General features: G+C 56.8%; 18 protein-coding genes. 10 read left to right on the top strand and 8 right to left on the bottom strand.

All coding sequences use genetic code 11. From position 1 onward, the window contains the following. Nucleotides 1-439 precede the first annotated feature (439 nt). The 5 genes from topA to ABD890_RS18930 all read left to right on the top strand — a co-directional run bounded on the left by topA (nucleotide 440) and on the right by ABD890_RS18930 (nucleotide 5,441). A complete protein-coding gene (topA, locus tag ABD890_RS18950) occupies nucleotides 440-3,208 on the top strand; it encodes a type I DNA topoisomerase (RefSeq protein ID WP_345093454.1) in 2,769 nt (922 codons plus the stop codon). Between the two features lie 148 nt (nucleotides 3,209-3,356). Next, the gene (locus ABD890_RS18945; protein WP_345093451.1) at nucleotides 3,357-3,674 is read left to right on the top strand and encodes a hypothetical protein; all 318 of its coding nucleotides are present in this window, start codon (nucleotides 3,357-3,359) and stop codon (nucleotides 3,672-3,674) included. Between the two features lie 100 nt (nucleotides 3,675-3,774). Continuing rightward, entirely contained in the window at nucleotides 3,775-4,581 is an 807-nt protein-coding gene (locus tag ABD890_RS18940; protein ID WP_345093446.1) for a hypothetical protein, read from the top strand. A gap of 86 nt (nucleotides 4,582-4,667) precedes the next feature. Continuing rightward, nucleotides 4,668-4,934, top strand: a complete 267-nt coding sequence (locus ABD890_RS18935; RefSeq protein ID WP_345093443.1) for a hypothetical protein — start codon at nucleotides 4,668-4,670, stop codon at nucleotides 4,932-4,934. A gap of 87 nt (nucleotides 4,935-5,021) precedes the next feature. After that, complete coding sequence (locus ABD890_RS18930) at nucleotides 5,022-5,441, top strand: hypothetical protein (RefSeq protein ID WP_345093440.1); 420 nt, start codon at nucleotides 5,022-5,024, stop codon at nucleotides 5,439-5,441. 126 nt (nucleotides 5,442-5,567) lie between these two features. On the opposite strand, the gene ABD890_RS18925 is transcribed toward ABD890_RS18930, so the two are convergent. After that, nucleotides 5,568-7,229, bottom strand: coding sequence for a hypothetical protein (locus ABD890_RS18925; RefSeq protein ID WP_345093437.1), 1,662 nt, complete (start codon nucleotides 7,227-7,229; stop codon nucleotides 5,568-5,570). Between the two features lie 290 nt (nucleotides 7,230-7,519). Between ABD890_RS18925 and ABD890_RS18920 the strand changes: the two genes are divergently transcribed. The 4 genes from ABD890_RS18920 to ABD890_RS18905 all read left to right on the top strand — a co-directional run bounded on the left by ABD890_RS18920 (nucleotide 7,520) and on the right by ABD890_RS18905 (nucleotide 12,028). After that, nucleotides 7,520-8,548, top strand: a complete 1,029-nt coding sequence (locus ABD890_RS18920) for a lysylphosphatidylglycerol synthase transmembrane domain-containing protein (RefSeq protein WP_345093434.1) — start codon at nucleotides 7,520-7,522, stop codon at nucleotides 8,546-8,548. Between the two features lie 27 nt (nucleotides 8,549-8,575). Further along, a complete protein-coding gene (locus ABD890_RS18915) occupies nucleotides 8,576-9,544 on the top strand; it encodes a glycosyltransferase family 2 protein (protein ID WP_345093431.1) in 969 nt (322 codons plus the stop codon). Continuing rightward, nucleotides 9,531-11,126: a hypothetical protein gene (locus ABD890_RS18910; RefSeq protein ID WP_345093428.1), complete on the top strand. Its 1,596-nt coding sequence runs from the start codon at nucleotides 9,531-9,533 to the stop codon at nucleotides 11,124-11,126. Before ABD890_RS18915 ends, ABD890_RS18910 begins: the two co-directional genes overlap by 14 nt. Nucleotides 11,127-11,305: 179 nt before the next feature. Then, nucleotides 11,306-12,028, top strand: a complete 723-nt coding sequence (locus ABD890_RS18905) for a peptidylprolyl isomerase (RefSeq protein WP_345093425.1) — start codon at nucleotides 11,306-11,308, stop codon at nucleotides 12,026-12,028. Here the strand turns inward: ABD890_RS18905 and ABD890_RS18900 are convergent. Beyond that, nucleotides 12,005-12,658, bottom strand: coding sequence for a hypothetical protein (locus ABD890_RS18900; protein WP_345093421.1), 654 nt, complete (start codon nucleotides 12,656-12,658; stop codon nucleotides 12,005-12,007). The genes ABD890_RS18905 and ABD890_RS18900 overlap by 24 nt on opposite strands. Before the next feature lie 376 nt (nucleotides 12,659-13,034). On the opposite strand from ABD890_RS18900, the gene ABD890_RS18895 reads away from it, so the two are divergent. Further along, on the top strand, nucleotides 13,035-13,280 hold the full coding sequence (locus ABD890_RS18895; RefSeq protein ID WP_345093418.1) for a hypothetical protein: 246 nt from the start codon (nucleotides 13,035-13,037) through the stop codon (nucleotides 13,278-13,280). A gap of 127 nt (nucleotides 13,281-13,407) precedes the next feature. On the opposite strand, the gene aroA is transcribed toward ABD890_RS18895, so the two are convergent. From aroA to ABD890_RS18865, 6 genes are all read right to left on the bottom strand, one after another. Then, the gene (gene aroA, locus ABD890_RS18890; protein WP_345093415.1) at nucleotides 13,408-14,688 is read right to left on the bottom strand and encodes a 3-phosphoshikimate 1-carboxyvinyltransferase; all 1,281 of its coding nucleotides are present in this window, start codon (nucleotides 14,686-14,688) and stop codon (nucleotides 13,408-13,410) included. 44 nt (nucleotides 14,689-14,732) lie between these two features. Then, nucleotides 14,733-15,947 (bottom strand): outer membrane protein assembly factor BamB family protein, encoded by a 1,215-nt coding sequence (locus ABD890_RS18885; protein ID WP_345093412.1) that lies wholly within the window; start codon nucleotides 15,945-15,947, stop codon nucleotides 14,733-14,735. A 26-nt stretch (nucleotides 15,948-15,973) separates the two neighbouring features. Beyond that, nucleotides 15,974-17,116, bottom strand: a complete 1,143-nt coding sequence (locus ABD890_RS18880) for a hypothetical protein (protein ID WP_345093408.1) — start codon at nucleotides 17,114-17,116, stop codon at nucleotides 15,974-15,976. A 133-nt stretch (nucleotides 17,117-17,249) separates the two neighbouring features. Then, nucleotides 17,250-18,893, bottom strand: a complete 1,644-nt coding sequence (locus ABD890_RS18875) for a hypothetical protein (protein ID WP_345093405.1) — start codon at nucleotides 18,891-18,893, stop codon at nucleotides 17,250-17,252. Between the two features lie 11 nt (nucleotides 18,894-18,904). Further along, nucleotides 18,905-20,878, bottom strand: coding sequence for a multiheme c-type cytochrome (locus tag ABD890_RS18870; protein WP_345093403.1), 1,974 nt, complete (start codon nucleotides 20,876-20,878; stop codon nucleotides 18,905-18,907). A 230-nt stretch (nucleotides 20,879-21,108) separates the two neighbouring features. After that, the gene (locus ABD890_RS18865; protein WP_345093400.1) at nucleotides 21,109-23,496 is read right to left on the bottom strand and encodes a hypothetical protein; all 2,388 of its coding nucleotides are present in this window, start codon (nucleotides 23,494-23,496) and stop codon (nucleotides 21,109-21,111) included. Nucleotides 23,497-23,893: the final 397 nt, after the last annotated feature.

Here is a 23,893-nt window from a genome sequence, read left to right as displayed (position 1 = left end):
GAGTGGCCATTGTCGCCTATCGAAAAATGGAACCGCCGGTGGGTTGTTAAAATGTCCCGCCCCCTTGACATATTGATTCAAGTGGCACTATTGATGCTGGGCGGGGGATGCACAATTTCAACGATTGTAGGGGCATTCGTGGTTTGTACAATCCCAATCAACACCCGCAAACGCAGCAGCGGCCATCCTTTAGGGCAGATTGCGGCAAAATTTGCGAGACTTGCGAAAGCTTCATCGATTTTTGATAGCCAAGTCAAGATTTCAAAAATTAGCTGCCGGCGGCAACGATTTTTCCGCAGGCGGAAACCTTATGGCGATGCGTTAAATTCAGAGGCCTCCGACGACGGATAAGAAAACTACGGCCTGGTAACCTCGTCTCCTTTGCCACGGGCAAAACTCCAACGGCGGAATCGCAACAGTAGATTGAATTGGATCATTCATGGCGGAATCGGGTAACAGCAAGAAGGCGTTGGTGATTGTCGAATCACCGGCTAAGGCTCGCACGATCTCGAAGTTTCTGGGCAAGAACTACCTTGTCGAAGCATCGATCGGTCACGTACGTGACTTGCCGCAGGGTGCGAAAGAGATCCCGCAGGAGTACAAGGACCAAGACTGGGCCTACCTGGGGGTGAACGTCAACGATCGGTTCGATCCGGTCTACATCATCCCCAGCGACAAAAAACAGCAGGTCACCAAGCTTAAGAAGCTATTGAAGGAGTCGGACGAACTTTACCTCGCGACGGACGAAGACCGCGAAGGGGAAGCGATCAGCTGGCACCTGCAAGAAATATTGAAGCCGAAAGTCCCAGTCCATCGGCTCGTGTTTCACGAAATTACAGAGTCCGCCATTAAAGGGGCGCTCGAACATCCACGGGCCATCGACGATGGACTGGTTCGCGCCCAGGAAACGCGTCGAATCCTCGACCGCCTCTACGGTTACGAAGTTTCGCCGCTGCTGTGGCGAAAGATCAAGCCGAAACTGTCGGCCGGCCGCGTGCAGAGTGTCGCGGTCCGATTGATTGTCCAGCGCGAACGCGAACGGATGGCGTTCCACTCGGCCACCTATTGGGACCTGGTCGCCACCTTTGAAACCAACGGCCAGACCTTCGATGCGACCCTGATCGAAGCGGATGGCAAGCGCGTTCCAGCCAGTCGTGACTTCGATCCTTCGACCGGTAAGGTCAATAAAGAAGGTCTGTTGCTGCTGGACGAAGCGGGCGCGAACGACCTGCTCGAGCGAATTCGTAACGCCGACTTCTCGGTGGGTAACCTCGAGAACAAGCCGTATACCAGCAAGCCAGCCGCACCGTTCACGACCAGTACGCTGCAGCAGGAAGCTAACCGTAAGCTCGGGTTCACCGCCCGGCGAACAATGCAGGTCGCTCAGAGCCTGTACGAAAACGGTTACATCACTTACATGCGTACCGACTCGACCAACCTGGCTCAAGTCGCGATCGATGCTTCGCGTAAGCTGGTCGAAAGTGAGTACGGCAAGGAATACCTGCCAGAGAAGCCACGCGTTTACGCCTCGAAGGTTAAAAACGCGCAGGAAGCTCACGAAGCGATTCGTCCTGCTGGCGACGAGTTCCGCAAACCAGAATCGCTGCGAAAAGAATTGAGCGACGAGCAGTTCAAGCTGTTCGAGCTGATCTGGAAGCGAACGATCGCCTGCCAGATGGAAGATGCTCGCGGTCACCGGATCTCGATCAATATCAAAGGTGGAAACGCGGTCTTCTATGTCAGTGGCAAGACGATCGACTTCCCCGGATTCTTGCGTGCATACGTCGAAGGTTCAGACGATCCCCAGGCCGAACTGGCCGACCGTGAAACGCTGCTGCCAGCCGTGACCGTCGGGCAGGGTGTTCAGCAGAAAGAGTTCGACCCGAAGAGCCATACCACGCAGCCACCTGCCCGGTTCAGCGAAGCATCGCTGACCCGCAGCCTGGAAGAAATGGGCATCGGTCGTCCAAGTACATACGCCTCGATTATCGATACGATTCTGCGACGCGAATACGTCTTCAAGAAGGGGAACGCACTCGTTCCGACTTGGACATCGTTTGCCGTGGTGGGCTTGCTGGAAGCTCACTTGTCGAAGCTGGTCGACTACGACTTCACCGCAAAGATGGAAGACGACCTCGACAGCATCAGCCGCGGCGAAGCAGACGCCAGCGATTACCTGAGCAAGTTCTACTTCGGCGTGGAAGATTCGGGCCTGAAACAGGTCGTCGAAGAACGCATTAAAGACGTCGATGCCCGCAGCGTGAACTCGATTCCGCTCGGAACCCCGGAAGAAGGCGAGCATCGCGAAGAAGTCTTCGTGCGTGTCGGTCGCTATGGACCCTACGTGGAACAAGGCGAACGCCGTGGTTCGATTCCGGATGAACTTCCGCCCGACGAAATCGATTTGCCGAAGGCAATGGACCTGCTGGAGCAGGCCGAAAAGGGGGAAGAACCGCTCGGCGAGCATCCAGAAACAGGCAAGCCAATCTATCTGAAGACGGGCCGTTTCGGACCGTACGTCCAGATGGGGGCGTCCGACGATGACGAGAAGCCGAAGAATGCTTCCCTGATGAAGGGGATGAATGCCGGCGATGTGAATCTCGAAACGGCAATCAAGCTGCTTTCGTTGCCACGCGAAGTTGGCGTGCATCCAGAAGATAAGAAGCCGATCGTTGCTTACAACGGTCGCTTTGGGCCGTACATCAAGTGGAACGACGAGACCCGTTCGCTGCCAGCCGAGATTTCGCCCATCGATATCGATATGGAGAAGTCGCTGGAACTGCTGGCCCAGCCAAAGACACGCGGTCGCCGTGGTGCTCCGAAAGAGCCGCTCAAGACGCTCGACAAGTCGCCGGTCACCGAAGAAGTGATCAAGATCATGGACGGCCGCTACGGTCCGTACGTGACCGACGGCGAGACGAACGCTTCGCTGCCGAAGGGGGCTTCGCCTGACGAACTGACTATGGAAGTCGCTCTGGCACTTCTCGCCGATCGGGCCGCTAAGGGTGGCACCAAGAAGAAGGCGAAGAAAAAGACCGCCAAGAAATCGACGACCACGAAGACCACCAAAAAGAAAGCGGCCAAGAAAAAGACCGCTACGAAGAAGACGGCCAAAAAGACCACGACGAAAAAAGCAGCCACCAAGAAAGCCACCAAAAAGAAGGCGGCTGAGCCTGCGGAATCGTCGAGCGACGAAGCGCCGTTCTAAGCAAGCCTTGGAACGTACGAATCTTTAGTTAGGCCATCCAAGGGGTAATCCTGGATGGCCTTCTTTATGGAAATTTCGTTCAGCGAAGATCGGCGCTTGAAGCTGGCCCCAGCGAAATCTCGATCCCACTCGCAGAGTCAGAGTTCTTATGATCAGTTCCAGCGACGATATGTTTTGCTTGCTTCTCGAGCTGCGCCCCGGCAAGGGTTCGTTACTCGATGACGGAGAGACAAAGGGGGCTGCCGTTCGCTGCTATGTGCGGGAATTCGACGTTGAAACGGCGATTGTCCGAGTGAAGGAAGCGTTGAAGGAACAACGCCTCGAACTGGTTGCCGTGCGATGGTGTGTCGCGATCGACGAATTCGATTGGGAGTTCCCTGACGACGAAGATGCCCAAGCGTGTATCACGGAAGCGGAGACTGAAGGGAGCGTTGTGTTCAGTGAATTCCATGCCTGGATCGAATAGGGCGAGGCCAGAACTTGGCCTTGGGCCATCCTAAAAATTGACGACATGGAAAGTTCTTCTTATCTTGAAAACGAATTCGCGATGTTCCCAGGAAAAAATCATGCGTGTTCGTTCCCTTGTCGTTCTAGCCGCTGCTGTTTGGGGAGTGCTAACAGCTTCCTCCGCAGAGGCCCAGCCGCTGACGGCCCAGGTTGATAGTCTGGAACTGCAAGTAAGTGACGCTCGCCTGATTTATCTTGCCACGATCTCCAATATCCACCCCGACCCTTCCCGCAGTGGCTGGGGGAAATTGGTTTTCCAGGTCGACGAGTCGATCAAAGGCCCCTTCCAGGCATCTCGACAATTGCCGGCAATGTATCTGGCCGAGTCGCTCTTGAAGTCGCATGCCGAAGGAACTTCGGTTTTGGTGATTGATGGAGGGAAGGGGCAGTCTCAGGTGGCAATTCCCATTGGAGAGAAACAGCCGGTTGAGGTGTTAACCGCTGACCTGCAAGTGATTCGCAGCCCTGCCGAATTGATCACCACTGTGCGTGAAATTGCCCAGGATTCCGTCGGAATTGTTCGGCGACAAGCATTTCGGGTGGTGGTTCCTGAGGATGTTGTCGCCGATACCCAGTGGGCGAAATACTATCGGACCGGAGGCCATGTCCGTCTCAACTTGCCGGTCGATTCGCAGCTGGAACAACTTGCCCAGTGGTGGGTGACCGGCAACGCCCGGCAGCGTGCTGATGGAGCTGCTGCACTGCGATACTTCAAGACGGACGAGAACATCCAGCGTGTCCGCTCTTTGCTGAACGACCCCAGCGAATCGATTCAAGTTCGGACCATCGACGGCCAACAGCAAGAAGAGCGGGTTCGGTTCGTTCAAGAGGCCGCGAAAAAAACGCTGCGATACTGGGAGCTGTAAAAACAGGTCGTCTTGAATCGTGCTTTCATTTGAAAATTCAACTCTCCCCTCACTTCCATTGTGCACCGTAGAAAAGGTAGCCAGCGATGATTCGTCTAGCCTTTGGACTGCTCGCCTTGCTGTGGATGACGACGCCGGCGATGGCCACCAATAGTTACTTTTTGCCTGGCGATGCTTTCTTTCACGTCACGCTGACGGCGGAGATGCTCAAAAACCTTGAGGAGCAGTCGGCACCCTATGTGGTTGATTACTCTCTGCAGGATACCTATCCATTTGTGTTCTGCGGATATGCTGGCTATCGCCGTGCGGAAGTTGCCGGGCTGAATAAGGCGTTCGTGGCGAACCTGAAATAGGCTTACGACCGAATTCGAGAATTCAATTTCCGCGAGGTCCAGGAAGTTCCCGGGGAAGACGGCGTTTTGCAGAAGGAGATCAATGGATTGCACCTGTTCCTGGTGCGTGACGACTTCGAGATCGAGGGCCCGAGATTCCATTTAGGGCTACGATACAACGAAGACTGGGTGAAAGAAACGCAGAAGTTCAGCGAGTTCTATCATCTGGGTTGCTTTGTGCAAACGGCCAAGGCGATCGAGGCCTCTTGGAGAGACTCGACAGTGGTTCCCGGGCTGGAGGTGGAACTGCCCGACGTGGAACCCCAGCATGGGCACGTGATTGAAGAGCCGATCAAGATTCAAGGTAAGATCAAAGCGGTGATCACCCGTGACGGCTCCATGGAACCCTTCTTCAAACGTGATAACGTCGAGATGTATGTCGTGACGGAAAAAGGGATCGCCATCTATTACAGCGAAGATGGCAAATGGGAGCTGTTGAAAACGATCCCTGCGGTTGAGGAAAAGTGAATCGGTCTCGGATCGAGATTGATTTGGCAGCCGTCTCAGAGGGGGCCTGGCCGGGGCTTTGCTTCGAAACGAAAAAAGGCCATCCTGGTAACGACCGGGATGGCCTTTGGCTTAATCTCGTTTCGCTTAATCGTTCGACAGCGTTCGCAGGTCGCGGACGTCTTCCAGCAAGTCTTGGTACTTGCGGCGGAACTCTTGCGAGGTGGTGAACATGTAGAAGTTCGCACCGAACGAAATCAACGCACCGAAGGCAAGCAGTGGCCACCACGTAGGTAGCTCGGTAACCTTCTCGTAGACGATTTCTTTTTCGGTTTCCTTGGCATCGCCAGTCGTGGTGCCGGTCGTCTGAGTTGGCGACGAGGCAGGCGGAGGAAGCGAAGCTACTTGTTGAACGGGTGGCTGCATGTAAGGCTGCTGGTACGAAGCCGGTACGTTGTAGCCATAATTCGGCTGATTGCCGTACTGGTTGTAAGGTACCTGGTTGGCGTAGTTGTTATTGGGATAAGGGCCATACTGCTGCTGAGGCGGCATCTGTTGCTGGTTGTTGTAGTTGTTGTTCGGGTACTGCTGCCCGTACGGTGGCTGCTGGCCCACTTGGCCGTTGCCTTGTTGCTGCTGATTGGTATTTGGCAGTGGGCTGTAAGGAGCCGTGGTGCCGCCGTTCTGCTGATTGTTGTTGCCGAACGCGCCGGTCAACCACGAGTTATCGAAGTTCGGCACGCCGTTGTTCGGAGTTGTGTTGTTGTTATTGTTCGGCTGCTGAGGTTGTTGCTGAGAACCGGTGCCATAGTTGTATCCACCCGTCGAGTTGTTCAGCGGTGGAGCCATGTTGCCGTTGTTGGTTCCGTTCTGCGTGCCACCGGTGTTGGTAGAGTTGCCAGTGCCAGAACCTGACTGGCCTACCCAAGAGTCGGATGGCGAGACGACGCCGCTGTTGTTGTTCGAGCCGGTTGTTGTCTGATTGTTGAAGCGATAAGGATTGGTCGCTCCAGTTGTTCCAGCGGTCGTGCCGCCAGTTTGTGTTGGCGTTCCGGCCGTGCTGCCCGTGTTGGTGCCGGAGGAAGTGTTCCAGCGATTTTCTGTGCCGTTGACTGCGGCACTGTTGTTCGCTGCTCCGCCGGTTGGCGAGCCAGTGGTGCTGTACTGATTACCGCTGGTGGGCGTGCTCCCAGGTGTGGTGCTCGTGCCGGCGGTTGGCGTGATCGGAGTAGTGCCGCTGGTTTGAACGGCGTTGTAAGGACTGCCAGGCGTGTTCGGAACCGAGAAACGCGAACCGTTGCTGGCCGTATTGCCGTACCGTTCGTCGGCGCCAGGAATTGGCGGCAAGTTGGTGGCCGTGGTCGATCCGGGGTTGGTGGTGTTATGCGAGGAAGCACCAGTCGCTGGCTGCGTGGCCCCGTAAGGAAGTTCGTTGGTCGACCGCGGGATATACTGTGCTAACTCGTCACCCAGCGACGGTTTGATATCCGCTTCCGAGGCGACTTCCGGCGGAGAAGTTAACTTAGGCGCCTCGGTCGGGATAAGACCGACATCGTTCGCGCGATCGCTGACCGGCTTTTCATAGGTGACCGGCAAGTTCAAAGAATCGGAACCAACTTGGATCCGAAAGACCTCAATCCGGTCAATTTGCGGAGGGATCCCAACCTGGATAGCTTCGCCAGCTTTCAGGCGTTCCAGAGCTTCCGGCTCGATCTGAACAACACATTCGAGTTGTCCCTGATCGGTCGTTTGATAGCCGAAATCAACCCCGAGAACGGCGGACGTAATGATTAAGCAGGCGGCGTACACAGTCTCATACTCCTCGCACAGCACGTGCATCATGCAACTTGTGCCGCTAATCCTAACTATTATCCTGGAAACAGGAAAGCGACATTTGCCAGCATTCTTGTCGCCAGCACCGCCGCGAGGAGAATTCCCTATCTCGGTATCGGTAAAGCATTACGGCATGATGCCCCTTGGGGTTCGCAGCGGCTTTGCGATAGACTACCATCGCCAAGTTATCCACATAAGCTGTCACACCGCTAGAAGCACCTTCGTTGGATTCTCCATTAAGCCCAGATTGCCCGGATGATCGCCCAGTGAGCAAAGCGAAGCTGTGGAAGTCGCGCGCGATGACTGCGGTTCAGTTGATTGTGGTGGCTTTGGTAGTCTGGGGCGTTTGGCAGAATATCCAAAAAGCAATCGATCAAGTTCACCAAAATAATTTTTCTTTTGGCCAACTTCGCTGGCATTGGGTGATCGCCGCAGGTCTGTTGTACCTGTTGGGCTCGTTGCCGATGGGGATCTTCTGGTACCGCTTGATGACCGCCATGAAGCAGCACCCCACGTTCTGGAGTGCGATTCGGGCCTTCTTCATTGGGCATCTCGGTAAGTATGTGCCCGGCAAGGCACTGGTCGTGGTGTTGCGAACTTCACTTGTGCAAGGAACCGGCCTGCAGCGCTCCGTCGTAGCAACCGCCGTCTTTGCAGAAACGCTGACCATGGTTTCGGTCGGGGCCGTTTACGCTGCGGCTCTGATCGCCATTTGGTTCTCCCATCATCATCTATTACTACTGATTGCCGTTGGAATTGGCCTGGCTGCTGGGTTCGTGACGTTGCCGCCGGTCTTTCGCAGAATCGTGCTGCTTCTGAAGGTCTCGAAGATCAACCCTGAGATCGAGCAGAACCTGGCCGGTCTGAACTACCGCGTGATGGCCTGGGGCTGGTGCGCGAATGTCATTGGGTGGACGCTGCTGGGGGGCAGTCTGTTCGCAACGATGGCCAGTATTCCCGATGCCGATGTCCATATGGCTGGCGGACTGACGATGTTCCCGCTACTGGCTGCCACGGTTTGTTTGGCGATGGTGGTTGGTTTCGTGACCCCGATTCCTGGCGGGATGGGGGTTCGCGAGTATGTCATCATGGAAATGATGGCTCCGGTATTCGGGCCAGTGGTCGCGGTCGTTTCGGCCGTCTTGTTGCGAGTATCGTGGCTTTTGGCGGAAGTGGCTCTGGCGACTATCCTATATGCTATTCCCGCCCGGGCACCTCAAACCGATGGCTCCCTCGGCGAGCCTTCCCCCTCGGAAGAGAGCCCCAACACCGATCCCGCCCAACGTCCTGCATAACGAATATGCTTGGAAGAGTAAGAGCCCATGAAGCTGTCTTTAGTGATCCCGGTCTATAACGAAGACGAAAGTCTCGACAAGCTGCACGAAGAGATCTGCGCGGTCGTGACAGCGAACAACTATGATGTCGAGATTCTGTTTATCGACGACGGTTCGAAGGATGATTCGTGGCAGGTCATCACCCGGCTGACCGAAAAGGACTCGCGGATTCGTGGGCTCAAGTTCCGCCGGAACTTTGGCAAAGCCGCCGCGCTGGATGCTGGTTTCCAGGAAGCAACCGGCGACGTCATCATCACGATGGACGCCGACCTGCAGGACGACCCCAACGAGATTCCAAGGTTCCTCGAACAACTTGACGCCGGTAACGATGTCGTCAGCGGCTGGAAGAAAGTGCGTCACGATCCATGGCACAAGGTCGGTCCGTCACGCGTGTTCAACTGGATGGTCAGTACGCTGACCGGCGTGACGCTGCATGACCACAACTGCGGTATGAAGTGTTATCGCGGCGAGATCTTCAACGAAGTGCGTCTGTATGGCGAGCTCCACCGGTTCGTCCCGGTCCTGGCAGCGGCCCACGGCTGGAAGGTGGGCGAGATCGTCATCAATCACCGGGCACGCCAGTTTGGGCATTCCAAGTATGGCGTACGACGATTCCTGAAAGGCTTCCTCGACCTGACGACGGTGGCGTTCATCACCGGTTATGGTCAGCGGCCGCAGCATTTGCTTGGGGGGATTGGCCTTTTGTTCTTCGCCCTTGGCTTTGTCGGCTTGTTCGGGCTTTCAGGCTGGTGGGTGATCGATCGGTTGATCGGCGTTGAAGAACCGATTGAACTGCACAAGCGCGCGGTGTTCTATTACTCAATCGTCTCGCTACTGCTCGGCACGCAGTTTGTCACGGTCGGCTTGCTGGCCGAGATTATTCGTTCGGCGATGGCTCCACAAACAAAGTCGTACTTCGTTTCGCAGAAGGTGGGCTCGCGCGATGAAACCAACTAGAGTTTCTCGGAAGCGAGACGACCAGATGACCGATGCCGATCGCTTGCGATGGGCCGTTTATTGGTTGCTGTTGGCGATATGTCTCGGCGGAGCGATCGGGCGGATCTACGCCGTCACGGCCAATCACAATCGTCATCCGTTCTTAAGTGCGAACGATCGAAGTCGCTGGGCGACGGTGCGCTCGTTGGTCGATCATCAGACCTTCGCCATCGACGAAGTGATTCAGGACCGATACTGGGATTCGATTGACAAGGTGTATCACCTCGGTCCCGATGGCCGGTATCACTACTACAGCAGCAAGCCTCCACTGATGGCCTGCGTGTTGGCAGGCGAATATTGGCTGATTAAAAACACGGTTGGAATCGAGATCTCGGAGCATCCTTATTACGTGGGACGAATCATTCTGATCGTTACCAACGGGCTGCTGCTTCTGGGACTTCTATGGCCGACGATTTTAATTGTCGAACGCTATGCCCGATCCGACTTTGCCCGGATCGGAATCGTGGCGACGGTCGCCTTTGGAACGTTTCTGACGACCTATGCCGTGACGATCAATAATCACCTGGTGGCGGCAACCAGCGTGGCGATCGCATTGTACTGCGGCCTGCGCGTCTGGTGCGATGGGCGAAGCGAGGCTCGCTATCTGCTCGGGGCTGGCTTCTTTGCGGCTTCGGCGGCGGTGAACGATTTGCCTGCCTTCAGCTTCCTGGCATTCCTCGGGCTGGCGATGCTAATCCGTCGCCCCATTCCAACGCTTTTGTGCGGGCTGCCGGCCGCGGTGATCGTGCTGGTTCTTTCGGTCGGTTCCAACTACATTGCCCATCAATCGTGGCGTCCCCCTTATGCTCATCGGGCCGACGGTCCGGTATTGGGAGCGGTCGAAGAGAAGATGCACGGCGCGTTTGATAAGAACGAAGTGCCGGCGGAAGTGAACGATATTCTGGCCGAACACGACGTCCAGCTTAGCGACCAGGCCGAGGTAATCACCCGTGAAACAGGTTCCCGCTGGGTGCTGCTCGATCGCGGGATCGATCGACGCTACGCCTTGCAGCGAACCGAGGATGCCATCGAGCTTCGCGACTGGGACAACTGGTACGACTACGACACCAGTTACTGGAAACCAGGCGTGAAGCAGGGAGTCGACAAAGGCGAAGCTTCGATCCCGCTGTACGCATTCCATGTGCTGATCGGGCACCATGGCGTGTTGTCGCTGACGCCGGTCTGGCTGCTCTCGATCTTGGGGCTGGGCATGTGGCTGGGTGACAAGGGAGCGTTCCGCCAGGTCGCCATCTTTATTGTCTTGCTGACGGCGGTCTGTCTTTTGTTCTATATTTTCCGACCGTTAAAAGACCGCAACTATGGCGGGATGACGTCTGGCTTTCGCTGGGCTTTCTGGTTGATCCCTATGTGGTTAACCGCGATGATTCCGGTCCTCGACCGCTGGAAGAACTTTGTGTGGGGGCAACGAATATTCGCTTTGCTTCTGCTGTTGAGTGCGGCGTCGGCCAGCTATTCGGCGCTCAACCCGTGGGTTCATCCCTGGATCTACAACTATTTCGCGTATCTTGGCTGGCTCGAGTAATCATCGCGAGCCAGCCTTACATTGCCTGGGGTGAATGCTGGTATTTAGATTTCGATGCTATCCATGCTGGCGAAACTCGTGTTGCATCGTTTGGCGAAATCTCGACAATATCGGCAATTCCCGACCCGAACCTGACCCGTTCGATCCACCTTCAGGCGCAGCGCAAGGAGGCGTGCTTGATGAAATCCCCGCACTTATCTTGGGCAACCCAGCTTGGGTTGGCTTTTGGCTTTATTCTGTTGATCACCGGATGTGGTGGCTCCGACGCCGCGACCCCTCCGGCAGCAAGTATTGGTGATCCTGGTGCCAACGCGCTGAGCGGTGACTCACCAACAATGACGACGGAAATGTCGATGTCCGAACTTCAGCAGTCGGACTTCCGTGGCGAAGAATTTCCGGAGGTGGTGCTGACCACCACGATGGGCAAGATTCGTCTGCGTTTGGATGCTAAGAAGGCTCCGGCGACAGTCGATAACTTTCTGACCAACTACGTCGCCACCAAGCATTACGACGGAACCATCTTCCACTACGTCCATGCCGACCGCATGGTGTTGGGAGGTCTGTTCGATTCGAACATGAGCCCACGTGACGTACGGAGCGAAATCCAGAACGAAGCAACCAATGGGCTGAAGAACAAGCGAGGCACGATCGCCATGTCGCGCGATCCGAACTTCATTCATAGCTCGACGTGTCAGTTCTTCATCAACTGCGCTGACAACGAAGCATTCGATCACATCGGCAATGATGATTCGAGTAGCTACGGCTATTGCGTGTTTGGCGAAGTGATCGACGGAATGGAAGTGGCCGACGCGATCTCGCAGGTGGAAGTCGAAACCAACGATGGTTTCGCCAATCTGCCTCGTCAGCCAGTGCAGATTCTATCGGCCGAGCGCGTCAAGTGAGACGGTCTTCGTGGCTGGCGGGGTCGCTGGCTCGTAGGCTGTTTTGAGCACTTCCAGCAAGTGATCGATGGTATAGTTCCGCCGTCGCGGTTTGGCGTCGGCGGCGCTTCGCACACCTAGATCGTCCAGGATATCTTCTAGGGCGGCATCCTCGATCTGAGGGAACATCGCGTCGGTTCCCATCCAGTCTTCAGAGAACGCTTCGCCTCGTCCGGCGATTCGATTGAGATGCCGGATCGTATCGTACGAAGAGCACATCGCATCGATACGCTGAAGCAGAAATGTTGGATCTTCGGGATAGCTACGGGCAGGTTCCTGGCTGAGCTCGCTGAGGACGAACCGTGCGAAGAATTCTTTGTCGTGCGGGAAGCTGCGAACAATTTGGCCGCGTCCCGGGATATAGATTCGCATCCCACGCAACTCTTCCAGCAGGTCATGCACCTTGCTTTGGGTGAGCAGGATCGGCGTCGATCGAGTTCTCGCGTGCAGGAAATACTGCTGGACCAGCTTCTCCAACGTGCTGAAATCAGGCGAAGGAGTATCTGCATGCACCGGCGAAACGCCTGACACCACACTGGTCAACAGCATCAAGCAAGTGAGTACCAGGCAGTAGCGAGGGGACGGTCGCATAAGTGTTCCAGAGTCCGGTTGCACAATTTAGGCAGGGGGTAAAGGCCTGAAATGGCAGAAAAAGTAGTCCTTACAAGTAAAGGATAGGACAAAAGTTAGCATAGGGGTGTGTTTATCCGCAGATCGCGGCATTACCGCAAAGTCTCGCGATATCGACTCGATTTACCGTACTAATCAGGGGTGCCAGCACGAAATTCAATTAAACGGGTAAGTTAGTATTAATTCCCCTAGCGGTAGTCATAACGTGGTATTGATATGCATTCGTCACGGATTTCGGTTGATTTGTTAGGCCCATTTCTTATACTGCGGGAACGTTGCCGGGTTGTCGTCACCTGGTGATGCTTATCTCTTGGTCGCGGTAGTAGGAGATGCCGTTGTGTGCAAAATCACTTACTTCGTCCAGCCTTGTCCGACTTGCGGTCGCAAGTTGCAGGTGAAGGTCGAGTACTTAGGACTCGAGGTTTCCTGCCAACATTGCGGCGCCAAGTTCACTTCCCAAGACCCGACGATTCTGGCTGCTCCGATCGTAAATCCGATCGAAGACGCGCTTCATCGGGCCGATGCCTATTTAGGTAAAGGGATGCCCACGTCGCACTTTCCTGCGACGTTCGGAACCAATTAAAACGGCGAGGTCCCTCGGCAATGGCTCATTCCATTGACTCGGGGATCGACCAAAATGAAAACAGCCGCCCTTGAGGCGGCTTTTCTCATTTCTTGTCGTGGCCACGTCCTGCTTTAGGACGAAGGATCTAAGCTCCCTGGCAGATCGCGGCCAGGTCTTCAAAGAAGAGTGGATAGGTCTTGCTGGTGCACGCCGGATTCGTAATGACGACTCCCGGCTGACGCAGGCCCACCAAGGCGAGGCTCATCGCCATGCGGTGGTCGTTGTACGTTTCGATGCGAGCGGGCTGAAGCGTCCCCGGTGTGATCACCATCCCGTCTTCTAGCTCTTCCACCGTTGCGCCCAACTTTCGAAGTTCACAGGCCAGGTCGCCAATGCGGTCGGTTTCTTTGTGGCGGTTATGGGCGACGCCGGTTACTCGGGTTGGGCCTTCGGCAAACAGGGCAACCGCGGCCAAGGTTTGGACGGTATCGCTGATTTCGCCCATGTCGATATCGATCCCCTTCAGCTGGCCGCCGGTCACGGTGATCGAGTCCTTACCATATTCAACTTCACAGCCCATTTGACGCAGCGCTTCGACGAAACCAACATCCCCTTGCAAGGCATCCTTGGTGAGGCCTTCGACGCATACTTTGCCGCCGCTGACTGCGGCCGCGCCCCAGAAGTAGCTCGCCGCCGAAGCGTCGGGTTCGATCGCATATTGCCGGGCCTGATACTGCTGCTGGCCAGCGATCACGAAGCGGCGGCAGTCGTTCTCTTCGACGGTGACGCCAAAGTCGCGCATGATCTGGGTCGTCATACGGACGTATGGCTGCGATACCAGTTCGCCGTCGACTTCCAGTTGAACTTCGCTTCGGGCATACGGTGCAGCCATTAGCAGGCCGCTGAGGTATTGGCTGCTGATGTTCCCGGCGATGGTCGCCTTGCCGCCTGGCAGGCCTTGGGCGCGAACCAATACCGGTGGGCAGCCGTTGTCGCTTTCGGTTTGGATGTCGGCACCTAGTTGCTGCAGAGCCTTGATCAAGTCGCCAATTGGCCGCTCGCGCATTCGCTCGATGCCATCGAGGCGAAACGTGCCTTGGCCGAGGGTTGCCAGCGCCGTGAGAAATCGCATCGAGGTGCCGGAGTTGGCGATGAACATCTCGGTGTTCTCGCCTTGGAATTGCCCTCCGTTACCGTCGACACGCAGCGTGTGGCTGATATCGTCGACATCGATCGCGACGCCGATCGCACGAAGACTTTCGATCATCACCTCGGTATCTTCACTGGCGAGCGCCCCGGTCAGCAGCGAACGCCCTTGAGCCAATGCGGCGATAATCAAGGCACGGTTGGTCAGGCTTTTCGAACCAGGAGGACGGATCGATCCGAAGATCGGACCGCACGGCGTGATTTCAATTTCGCTTACCACAGGGCAACTTCAAGCACGAGGGATCATGGATGGGATACCCCATTTTACTGCTTGGAGGCGATCTTCCACAGGTGGTGTTCTCCTTTGACATACATGCCGTCAGAGCCCAAGGCAGGCGTGGCCTGAATGTTCTCGCCCATGTCGATTTCTTCGACGATTTGAGCCTTCTTGCCTGAAAGATCGATCACCATGCCGAGACCGTCGAAATTGAATGCGTACATCTTGTCGCCCACGATTACCGGCGTGGCCCAGAACTTCCCTTTCAGACGCACGGCCCATTCCAGATCGCCGGTGGCCGCGTCGCCGCAGTTCAGCACGCCAGCGCCGTTGATCGTATAGACCTTCCCGTGGTGCAGAATCGGGCTCATCGAAGATGGGTTTAGCTTGTTGGCTTCCCAGACGATCTCTGGCTTCTGACTCGGATCTTCGATATTCAGAACCGTCAGGCCGTTCGACACGATGAAGGCTCGATTGTCGGTGGTCAGCGAAGTCGAGATCGTCGACGCACCACCCCCCAGTTCCCACAGCACTTCGCCTTCCTTCGCCGAAACGGCCGTGATGCCGTCGCCACTTTGCAGCAGCGCCACATGCTGGCCATCAGGCTGAGCGACACTCAACGAAATCGGGGAAGCCCAGTTGGCTCGTTCGGCTCTTGGTAGGAACCAACGGGTCTGACCATTCTCGGCGTTGATCCCGGCGGCGAACGAATCGCCCTGGTTTTCGATCTGCACGATCACCGTATCGTCAACCACGATCGGCGAGCTGGCCATGCCGACGTCGTTGCCTGCCTTGGGATGCTCGTGCCCCAGCCCTCGGTACCATTTCAAGTTGCCGTCGAGATCAAGGCAGACCAGGTCGCTCGACCCGAAGAAGGCATAGACCGACTTGCCGTTGCTAACCGGCGTGGGGGCAGCAGGCGTGGTTTGCGGATGGCAAAACGTGCGACCGGTTGCCCAGAAGTTGCGATGCCAAAGCAGCGTTCCGTCGGTGGTCGAATAGCACAGCACATGCAGCCGCTGCAGGTCCGCGCCGTCGGCGGTTGTCAGAATAACCTTATCGCCCACAAGGATGGGGCTCGAAGGACCGCGGCCTGGAAGTTCGACCGACCAGGCAATGTTTTCGCCATCGATCGACCATTTATCCGGGACGGGGCACTTATCAACCGCGCCGGTGGTATCGTCACCGCGAAATTGTTTCCAGTCAGCACGCGCGACAGTGGCAACCAGGCCAAGGCAAAGCAGGCAGAGCAGGGTACGCATCGTTCATTCTTTCGCGTGAGATTGGTTTATGGTTTGGCGTCGCGGATGGCGGTGCCGAGCGAATCGCAGACGCGCAGATCAAACTGCCAGACGTTGGTCCACGACTGCGTTTGTTCGTTCTGAACGAGCTTCACCAGAATGGTGTTTTCGCCCGCCTTCAGCTTGGCCGGGGCCATGTATTGATCGAAGTTGTCGCCGGCATGATACACCTTGTTCGAGGCAATCAACTTGCCATTCAGCCAGACCTTGGTCGCATTCGGGGAACCCCAGCGAAGTTCGACCTGTTGCTCGGTTGGGCTATCGAAGGTGGTGACCGCATAGCCGACCACTTCCTTGACCGGTGCGAACGCTTTGTTGAAGTCGACCCGCTTCTCGCCAGCGGGGACCTCCAGCGGCAGCCATTTGGCTGGGCCTGGGATTTCTTCGACCAGCTTGCCAGGGTAAGTCGCTTCCAGATCGATCGCTTCTTCCGGTGGATAAGCTGTGTCGAAACCGTTGCCCTTGTCGTACTCAAACGCTGCCATCACGTGCCAAGACTTCAGAAAGCCAAAGTGCTCGGTCGTATCGACATCAACGTCCAGCTTCTTCAAGGCATCGGCGATGGCGGTGGCTTGGGATGCGTTGCGAGTCGCGGTCAGGGCCTGTCGATAGGTCGCGATCGCGGCTTCCTTCTGATCGTCTGCGACCTTGGCGGCGGCGTCATCAATCAGCTTCTGAACGGCCAGCAAGCGGAGTTCAAGCGAAGCGTCGTTCTCGAAAGTCGGAATCAGATCGGTCGCCGCGGCTTCGTCTTGATCTTTCAGCAGCGAGTAAGCAATGGTGCGTGCTTTGGCCGAGTGCTCGGTCTCGGCGATGAAGGCGATCAGCGTTTCGTTGTTGATCGGCTTGCCAGACCGACGACCATGATCGGCAATCGCTTCGACAGCACCTCGCAGCCAATTTGCCGCGACTGGCTTGTGATCGTCGACCGCTTCCAGGATTTGAGGAATCGTGTCGGCGGGTAGTTTGCTGAGGGACTCGACGGCGTCGACTGCCGCTGGGTAACCATCGGCATTGGCACCGATGCCATTGATGGTCTGCGTGAGCTGCTCGACATTAGCTGCCGGCAAGGTCGAAGTGAACGTGGCCAGGAAGATTCCAGCCAGCGATAGCCAAGGTGTACGCGTCATAACCAGGCCAATTCCGGAAGGGGAGAACGTCAGATCAGTTCGCCCGATTGTAAACCATGCAGATCGGCAAGGAAGCGCTGACCGGAAATATTAACCAACGGGCTATTCGATCCCGGAGCCAGATGTGGGGCGTTTAGAAGAGGATCGTTTCCGAAACGAAGACACCGTCGCGGCGGAGCGCCTCGTTGTCGGAAATGTTCCACAGGCCTAGCACTTCTAAGAAGGTACGTTTGCCAGTCTTACGTTGATATCGCAGACCGAGGCCGTAAACCAGATCGCCGCCGGGACTTTGGAAGGCGATTTCCGGGGCAATCGACTCGTCTTCGTGATGGCGGAAGAACTGCATCCCGAGCGAAGCACCATAGGTCTCGCCCAACTGAGTGCCCGATGAGATGGCCACCAGTGGATTGACATCGAATGCCGAGCGAAGGCGATTGAAGTTGCCCCCGGCGGCCGAATTCCATCCTTCCGAGGAATAGAACAAGTTGCAATAGGCGACGCCGAACTCGATGCCGAGTGGATGGGCCGGCATGTGATGCGTGTAGTTGGTTTCCAGCACGAACAATTCGCCGCTGCCGGTACCTGCTTCGTCGCCAAACTTGAATAGCGCGCGGCCGGCGTAGTTGAACTTGCCATGAAACTGCGTGCGACTGATCGCGGCGAAGTGTTGATCGCGGCCCGGGGCATCGGGCGTGTTGACATACAAGTACGACGCTTCGTAGAAGACTCGCTTGTAGTCGATACTGATGTTGGTGCCGTACATCGCGCTGTTGGCATCGGCCACGTTGTCGACGTCGCTGGCAGCGTAAATCCCTTGAACGTTGATGTTGCTGGTGTTGCCCAGAAAGATCGTGTTCTTGTTGACCGCAAGACCAAGGATCTCGTCGTTCATCAGCAGTTGGTTGTGCAACTGAAACGGGAACTTACCGGCAACCATGTGCACGTCGCGAACTGCGAACGGATCGAGGAAGCCTGAGAAGATGCTGTGCAGTTCGCCTTCAAACCAAAATCGCTGAGGCACACCGGTGCTGTTATCGATGTAGCCAGCCGGATCGCTGAAGCGGTAGTACGAACCGCCCGTGTTGCCTTCACCCAATGGGCGAAACTGGACGTGGAAACGTTCCGTCCCGGTAAGACGCAGGTCAAGTTCCAGCAGCAACTGGTGCCCCAGTCCGTCACTCCGCGTGTTGCCTTGCTTGTACGCGATCGCGCTGGCCTGGTAGGCCCCGTAGCCCACAAAGCGGGGCTCCCAGTCGTAGGCGCCTGGACCGAACCAATGGAAGATCGAATTCTTGATCGGCTCTTCCCCTTCGAATTGGGCGAAGAGGGTCAGCGGTTCTGGATCGACGTAATCTTCTGGAAGTCGCAGCAGCGAATCTTGAGCGTGGGCATCGTCGTCCGGCCAGCCCAGGCGATCTCCTTCCGCCGTGTAGATATACGAACCGCCATGCTGCCACAGTTCTTCATCCAGTGGCGGAAGTGGTTCATCTTTCCAAGGTCGGTTTTGATCGCCGAAGTCGGACTTCGTTGGCGGAAGCAGGACTGGCTCGTCGAACGATTTTTGCAGCGTTTCGAGCGGCGGCGGCAAGATACCGGCTGGGTTCGGGCGACCAAACTTGACCAGCTGATGCTTGTCGACTGGCAACTGCGGTGGAGGATCGGTTTGACCCGGCAGTGGTGGTGGGGCGAAGATCCCTTCGTCGGCCGACAACGGCGAGACGCAGGTAAACACCAACGCACACCATGCCGAAGCCATGGCTCGTCGGAGTTTCGTCATTAAGGTCTGCGTCATGGGGCGACCTCAATGGTGCCGCACCATTCTCGTAGCACGACCACTTCCAGCAGATGCTTCAAGTGAGGCGTACCAATTCGATCCAACAGCGTTGGAGGAAGATGACGGAAGTTCAAACGAACCGTCACGTGGTAAGTGCCAGGCTCGTTCGGCAAACGAACTGGATAGCTCTGACGTTGTTTGGTCAGCGGCGCGAGACTTCCCTTGGCAATTCGGAAGGTCTCGGGACGACCGAACGAGGCCGAAACACCGGTCGCAGGTCGCACGAAGCTGAGCGGCGAGAGGTTACGGTTGACCGACAAGATGACGGTACGGTCGGTCCCTTCGGACGTCAAAGCGACGAACTTGTTCTGGAAGTTGAGCAGGTACTGATCGTAAGGAACCTGACCGGCGAGCACGGCGTGGCTGTGGTCGTCACGGAGGTCGCCATTCTCGTCGAGATCACCAGACTTGAAGACCACGCGGCCTTGCTGATCGCGAACGATCGTCGAGACCCAGGCTTGCCGCTCGGCGGTAAAGCCGGTCGGAAAACTGTGACCCGACATCAAGCTTTCGACTTCGACGTTGACGTGAACCTTCTGACCTGGCCGCGCTAATTGAGGAGCCTGCACGTGCAGGTCGGCTGCCTTCGAGAGGACTTCGTAACGCTTCTCGGCCGCCAGTCGCAGGTGATAACGATTCTGCTTTCGCAGTTCGGTTAGCGTTTCCTTCTGGTAGGGCGTGAGAGAGTCGAAGTCGCGGTAGTCGACTTCGTACATCCAATCCAACCGATGTGGGAACTCGGTATCGGGAAGCAGCGAGTAGTCGGGGCCAGCGAAAGTATGATCGCTCAGCCGACGTAGTGGGAGCTGATCTTCCGGCACGCCGGGCACCACGGCGGCTCGCCCCAAGGGACGTTCGCAATCTTTGAAGGGGACGCCTTGCACTGGGCCCATATGGCACTGCTGACAAGTGATGCCTTGCTTGGCGGCAGGGCTGTTCTGCCATTCGCTGAAGGCTTCTTCCAGACGTACACCTTGCGGATTGGTCACGTCGTGGCACTCGCCACAGAACTGCGACGACTTCAAATACTCTTGACCGGCCGAAGGGTGGGCACCCATGGCCTGGCTGGCCGAGGCGTCGTCGAACGGGCCGTACATGCAGGTATCGAGCATCTTGCCAGGCTCGATCCCGACGCGACCGCTCGACTTGTAATGCTTGGCGTTACGACGGTGGCACGTGACACAGGTCACCCCTTCCATCGAGATGCGCGAGCGATGGACGTTGCGGCGGTTACCGTTCTCGCCCAGGGCAGTGCCGACGGGTGTATGGCAACGAGTGCAGAAGGTTCCTTGGGTGCCGTTGGTGCGTTCCATCAACGTCAGATTGAAGGCCTCGAACACGGGGCTGTGCTGGGCATAGGCATGCATCGAACGCGACCATTCGTCGTACTGCTTCGGATGGCAGGCCTGACACTGCTTGGCCGATGGAAACTCCATCTCGGTCAGCGGCGTGATGTTGCAGTTCTCGGGCAGGCAGTACTCGAGGGCCCCGTTGGTAATCCAACGCTTCATCGTTTCGAGCTGGCCAGGCGAAAGCCATTCAAGCTTGTTCGGTGGCATCTCGGGAGTGCGGGAGACGCCGGAGAATGGCTTGGCGTGTTCGTCCCATTCGACGTACAGAAACAAGGCCGACTTATCGGGATCGCCAGGCACGATCAGCGGATCTTTGCCCGCCTTGCCTGCTAGCAAGGATTCGTAAGAAGAAAGATCGACCCGTTTGGAATCAGGACGGTGGCAGCCAGAGCACTTCTGCGACAAGATCAGATAGATCTCGGGCCAGTCGGGATCGTACGGATGCGGCTGCGATATCACATGCGGGATTGCCGCGACTGGCGTCGGAGCGACACCCCAGAACCATAGCGCAGCAATCACCGTGAGACCGATGGTCACGACCGCCAATTGGGAGGTCAGTTTTCTGGCAGCTGGCATTCGGGGCGTCCTTCCCGTCTCTCGAGTCTGTCTCTGCCGATCCGTGGCCGAAACAATGAAGGATGGCGGGTAACTCATCCTCTGGTGGGATTCATCGGCGGTCGTTTGTGACAAGAGTTAGCCAACAAACAATCACACCATTCATTGGAATAATCGGAATCCCGAGATCCGGTGCTTCAAATTGCCAGAGCAGAAAACTCTAGAAAATCGTCAAAGTTGCGCACTCCCCGTTATTGGGAGGCGCCAAGCTGCTTAACGGCGTCGACAATCGCTTTGTCGCGCGACTTCGAGGCCGATTCTTCGGCCAGTTTCACCATTTGAGTGGCGATCTGACCTTGGCCGGCAGCTTTGAGCTGCGGCACCTGATCGATGGCGTGCTGAGCGATAGCGGCATGCACCTTCGATGACGTGCTCGAAGTTGCTGCTAGCTGCATCGCTTTGAGGTGCCATTCGCCTGGTTCGATAGCAAATCGAACCGACCAGTCGGTGATGATTTCATTGCAAGCTTCGAAGTCGCCCCCTCGGGCTGTTTCAGCTAAGGCATAGCGGAAGCCAGCGAACTGTCCCGGTGAGCCGTTGGGCAGGCTCTTGGCGTCTGCTGCCATGTCGCGGCCGACCTTGGCGTGGTCGTCGAGTCGCATCGCCGACTGGATCTGGGCGTTCCATTTCTCGAGGAACTTGGCTGCCGGCGCCGCCACTTCCGATTCCGGAGGAACCGGGACCTGTTTGATCAGATCGTTCGCCAGGTTCAACGGCGTTCCCATTGCCCCGATCAGGGCATCCATCTCTTCGTCTGACAGAAATGCGGTGGCCCAGGTTTCGCGAGCCTTTTCGGCGCCACCTTCGGGGGCGACAAGCAGGAAGGCACCAATGATCTTCTTGGAATCGGCGGAGGTTGGCAGTTCGGTTTCCGCCAGAAACTTCGCCAGACCGGCTGGCAAATCACTGAGCGTATAGCGTTTGTTCTCGCCGTCGACGCGAATCACCAGGCGGGTGGCTTCCGATTCGACCACGCGAACGATCTTTCCGTTCACGTCGAGATCTTCATCCGGTGGCAACTTCGCCAGGCGACCGGAAACGGCCTGCCAGAACTTCTGGTTGAGGTCGACCAGAGCTTTCAGTTGCGCGACTTTCTCTTGATGGGCGGGAACGCTTGCCAGGGGTTCGGCCTGGGCGATCGCTTGCGCGGCCGCGGTCGGATTGCGTTCGACAAGCTGGGTTCGGGCCTGATTCATCAGGCTAGTCAGCTTCTCGGCGGATGCGACGTCGCCTCCGGCCATGTTCATCGGAGGTTCTGTGTCGGCCGGCATCGCTGGAGGAGTGTTCTCGGTCGACGTCATTTCAGTCGACATGTCTGGCTTCGGAGCCGTAGCCACCATTTCGCCGGGCATGTACTTCTTCTTCTCGGCTTCCAAGGCGGTCAACGCACCACCATCAGCCCCGGATTGCATCCACAGGTTGCGGACGAATTCGATGTCAGCCTTCGGCGAGAGCAGCAGGTGCGAAGCCTCAATCCGCTTCTTCTGGGCGTCGTCACCCTTCAAGCGGCTCTTGGCAATCGCCCGCAAAAAGCCTTCCGGCAGTTCGTTGCGGTCGTAACCCCGGTTCTGGCCAGCATAGCGAATCACGACGCGGTTATCGTCTAGCGTGGTCACGGTGAAGCTGGTGCTGCCGACCGTCAGTTCTTCGTTCTCGCGAAGGCCCGAGGTTCCCTCGTTGAGGGCACGGGTGTAAGCCATCAAGTCTTGAACGAACTGATCGACGCGCTCGAAATCGGCCGTTCCGGCTGGAGTTTTCGGGGTCTTACGAACTTCGTCGAGGGCGATCGATGCCTTCGCGAAGTCGCGCGAAGCGATCCCGGTCCAAGCGTTCATCAGGGCCGTTTTCAGGGCGGCTTCGTCTTGGGGAGTCGCTTTGGGTTCCGGCGGCTTGGCACTCATCTCGGGCATGCCCGCCATGGTGTCTTCAGGCTTGCCGAGGCCTGGGATCGAATTCGCCAGATCTTGCGACGTCGGACGATCTCCCTTCGGAGGGCGTGGCGGTTTGCGGGTGCCGCGTGGATCGACCGTCTCATCGTCGGTTGGTTCCGGCTCTTGTTCCACCGGGGTAACCGGAGCAGGGTCGAGCTGCGCGACTGGCTCTGGCGTTGGTTCTTTCAGTGCGTAATAGGCACCCCCAGCAATGGCAGCCAAAAGCAAGATCGAGCCGCCACCGGCATAAAGGGCGAACGACGATTTGCGAGCCCGGTTCTTCGCGCTCGAGGCGGCCGACGACTTCTTCGACTTCAAATTGATGTCGCCGGAAGAATCGGATGGCTTCGATTCCATCGGCATCGCGGCAGGGGCTGCGACTGTAGCCGGAGCGGCTTGCACAGGAGCACTTGCTTGAACCGGCGTCGCCACGGGGGCCGCAGGCGTGTTTTGGCTGCTGAAGTAAGCGTGTAACTGCTGGTCGTACGACTGCTTTTGGGCAGGATCGAGCAGGCAATTCTGGGCGAGTTGGATCTCAGAAACCAGCATCTGACGAAGTGGCTCGTCGGCAGGCGCCATCGGAATGGAGGCGCGCGCCATCGCATTCTGAGCGGCAACCATGATCTTCCCCTGATCGGCTTCGTACATGGGAAGCCCCAAAAGGGTGTAACAATCAGGTCGTCCTGCTACATTCAGACCCAACCAGGTTTGGTAAGGGTTGGTGGTTTGAGTCATTCCTCGAACACTCGCACTAGGTAAGGTTTATCTCAAGGCTAGTCGCCATTTACGACGGCTGCCGGACTGGGATTGCCATTCGCCTCTGCTTATACGACGAGGAAGCGACCGATTTTGTTTCGATAATCGGTTATATCGGCAATGATGGGGGGGTAGGACATCGCCTGGCGGGTATGTTCCAGGCCATCTTACTAAGTGGCGGCTTATGCCTCCTAGTCCTATTCGCGGACATCTTACCGAGATACTCCCGGGAAGTGGGAGATTCCTCCAAACTTCTTTTGTGAAAGGGATTTATCGATAAAAATAGCGA

It is taken from the genome of Bremerella cremea (assembly GCF_039541315.1).
In the GTDB taxonomy this organism is placed as follows: Bacteria; Planctomycetota; Planctomycetia; order Pirellulales; family Pirellulaceae; genus Bremerella; species Bremerella cremea.
This window is presented reverse-complemented; position numbering and strand designations above follow the sequence as displayed.

Excerpts from the sequence above, each read along its gene's own strand:
- topA (WP_345093454.1), top strand. The coding sequence starts at position 440 with ATGGCGGAATCGGGTAACAGCAAGAAGGCGTTGGTGATTGTCGAATCA.
- ABD890_RS18945 (WP_345093451.1), top strand. The coding sequence starts at position 3,357 with ATGATCAGTTCCAGCGACGATATGTTTTGCTTGCTTCTCGAGCTGCGC.
- ABD890_RS18940 (WP_345093446.1), top strand. The coding sequence starts at position 3,775 with ATGCGTGTTCGTTCCCTTGTCGTTCTAGCCGCTGCTGTTTGGGGAGTG.
- ABD890_RS18935 (WP_345093443.1), top strand. The coding sequence starts at position 4,668 with ATGATTCGTCTAGCCTTTGGACTGCTCGCCTTGCTGTGGATGACGACG.
- ABD890_RS18915 (WP_345093431.1), top strand. The coding sequence starts at position 8,576 with ATGAAGCTGTCTTTAGTGATCCCGGTCTATAACGAAGACGAAAGTCTC.
- ABD890_RS18910 (WP_345093428.1), top strand. The coding sequence starts at position 9,531 with ATGAAACCAACTAGAGTTTCTCGGAAGCGAGACGACCAGATGACCGAT.
- ABD890_RS18905 (WP_345093425.1), top strand. The coding sequence starts at position 11,306 with ATGAAATCCCCGCACTTATCTTGGGCAACCCAGCTTGGGTTGGCTTTT.
- ABD890_RS18900 (WP_345093421.1), bottom strand. The coding sequence starts at position 12,658 with ATGCGACCGTCCCCTCGCTACTGCCTGGTACTCACTTGCTTGATGCTG.
- ABD890_RS18885 (WP_345093412.1), bottom strand. The coding sequence starts at position 15,947 with ATGCGTACCCTGCTCTGCCTGCTTTGCCTTGGCCTGGTTGCCACTGTC.
- ABD890_RS18880 (WP_345093408.1), bottom strand. The coding sequence starts at position 17,116 with ATGACGCGTACACCTTGGCTATCGCTGGCTGGAATCTTCCTGGCCACG.
- ABD890_RS18875 (WP_345093405.1), bottom strand. The coding sequence starts at position 18,893 with ATGACGAAACTCCGACGAGCCATGGCTTCGGCATGGTGTGCGTTGGTG.
- ABD890_RS18870 (WP_345093403.1), bottom strand. The coding sequence starts at position 20,878 with ATGCCAGCTGCCAGAAAACTGACCTCCCAATTGGCGGTCGTGACCATC.
- ABD890_RS18865 (WP_345093400.1), bottom strand. The coding sequence starts at position 23,496 with ATGTACGAAGCCGATCAGGGGAAGATCATGGTTGCCGCTCAGAATGCG.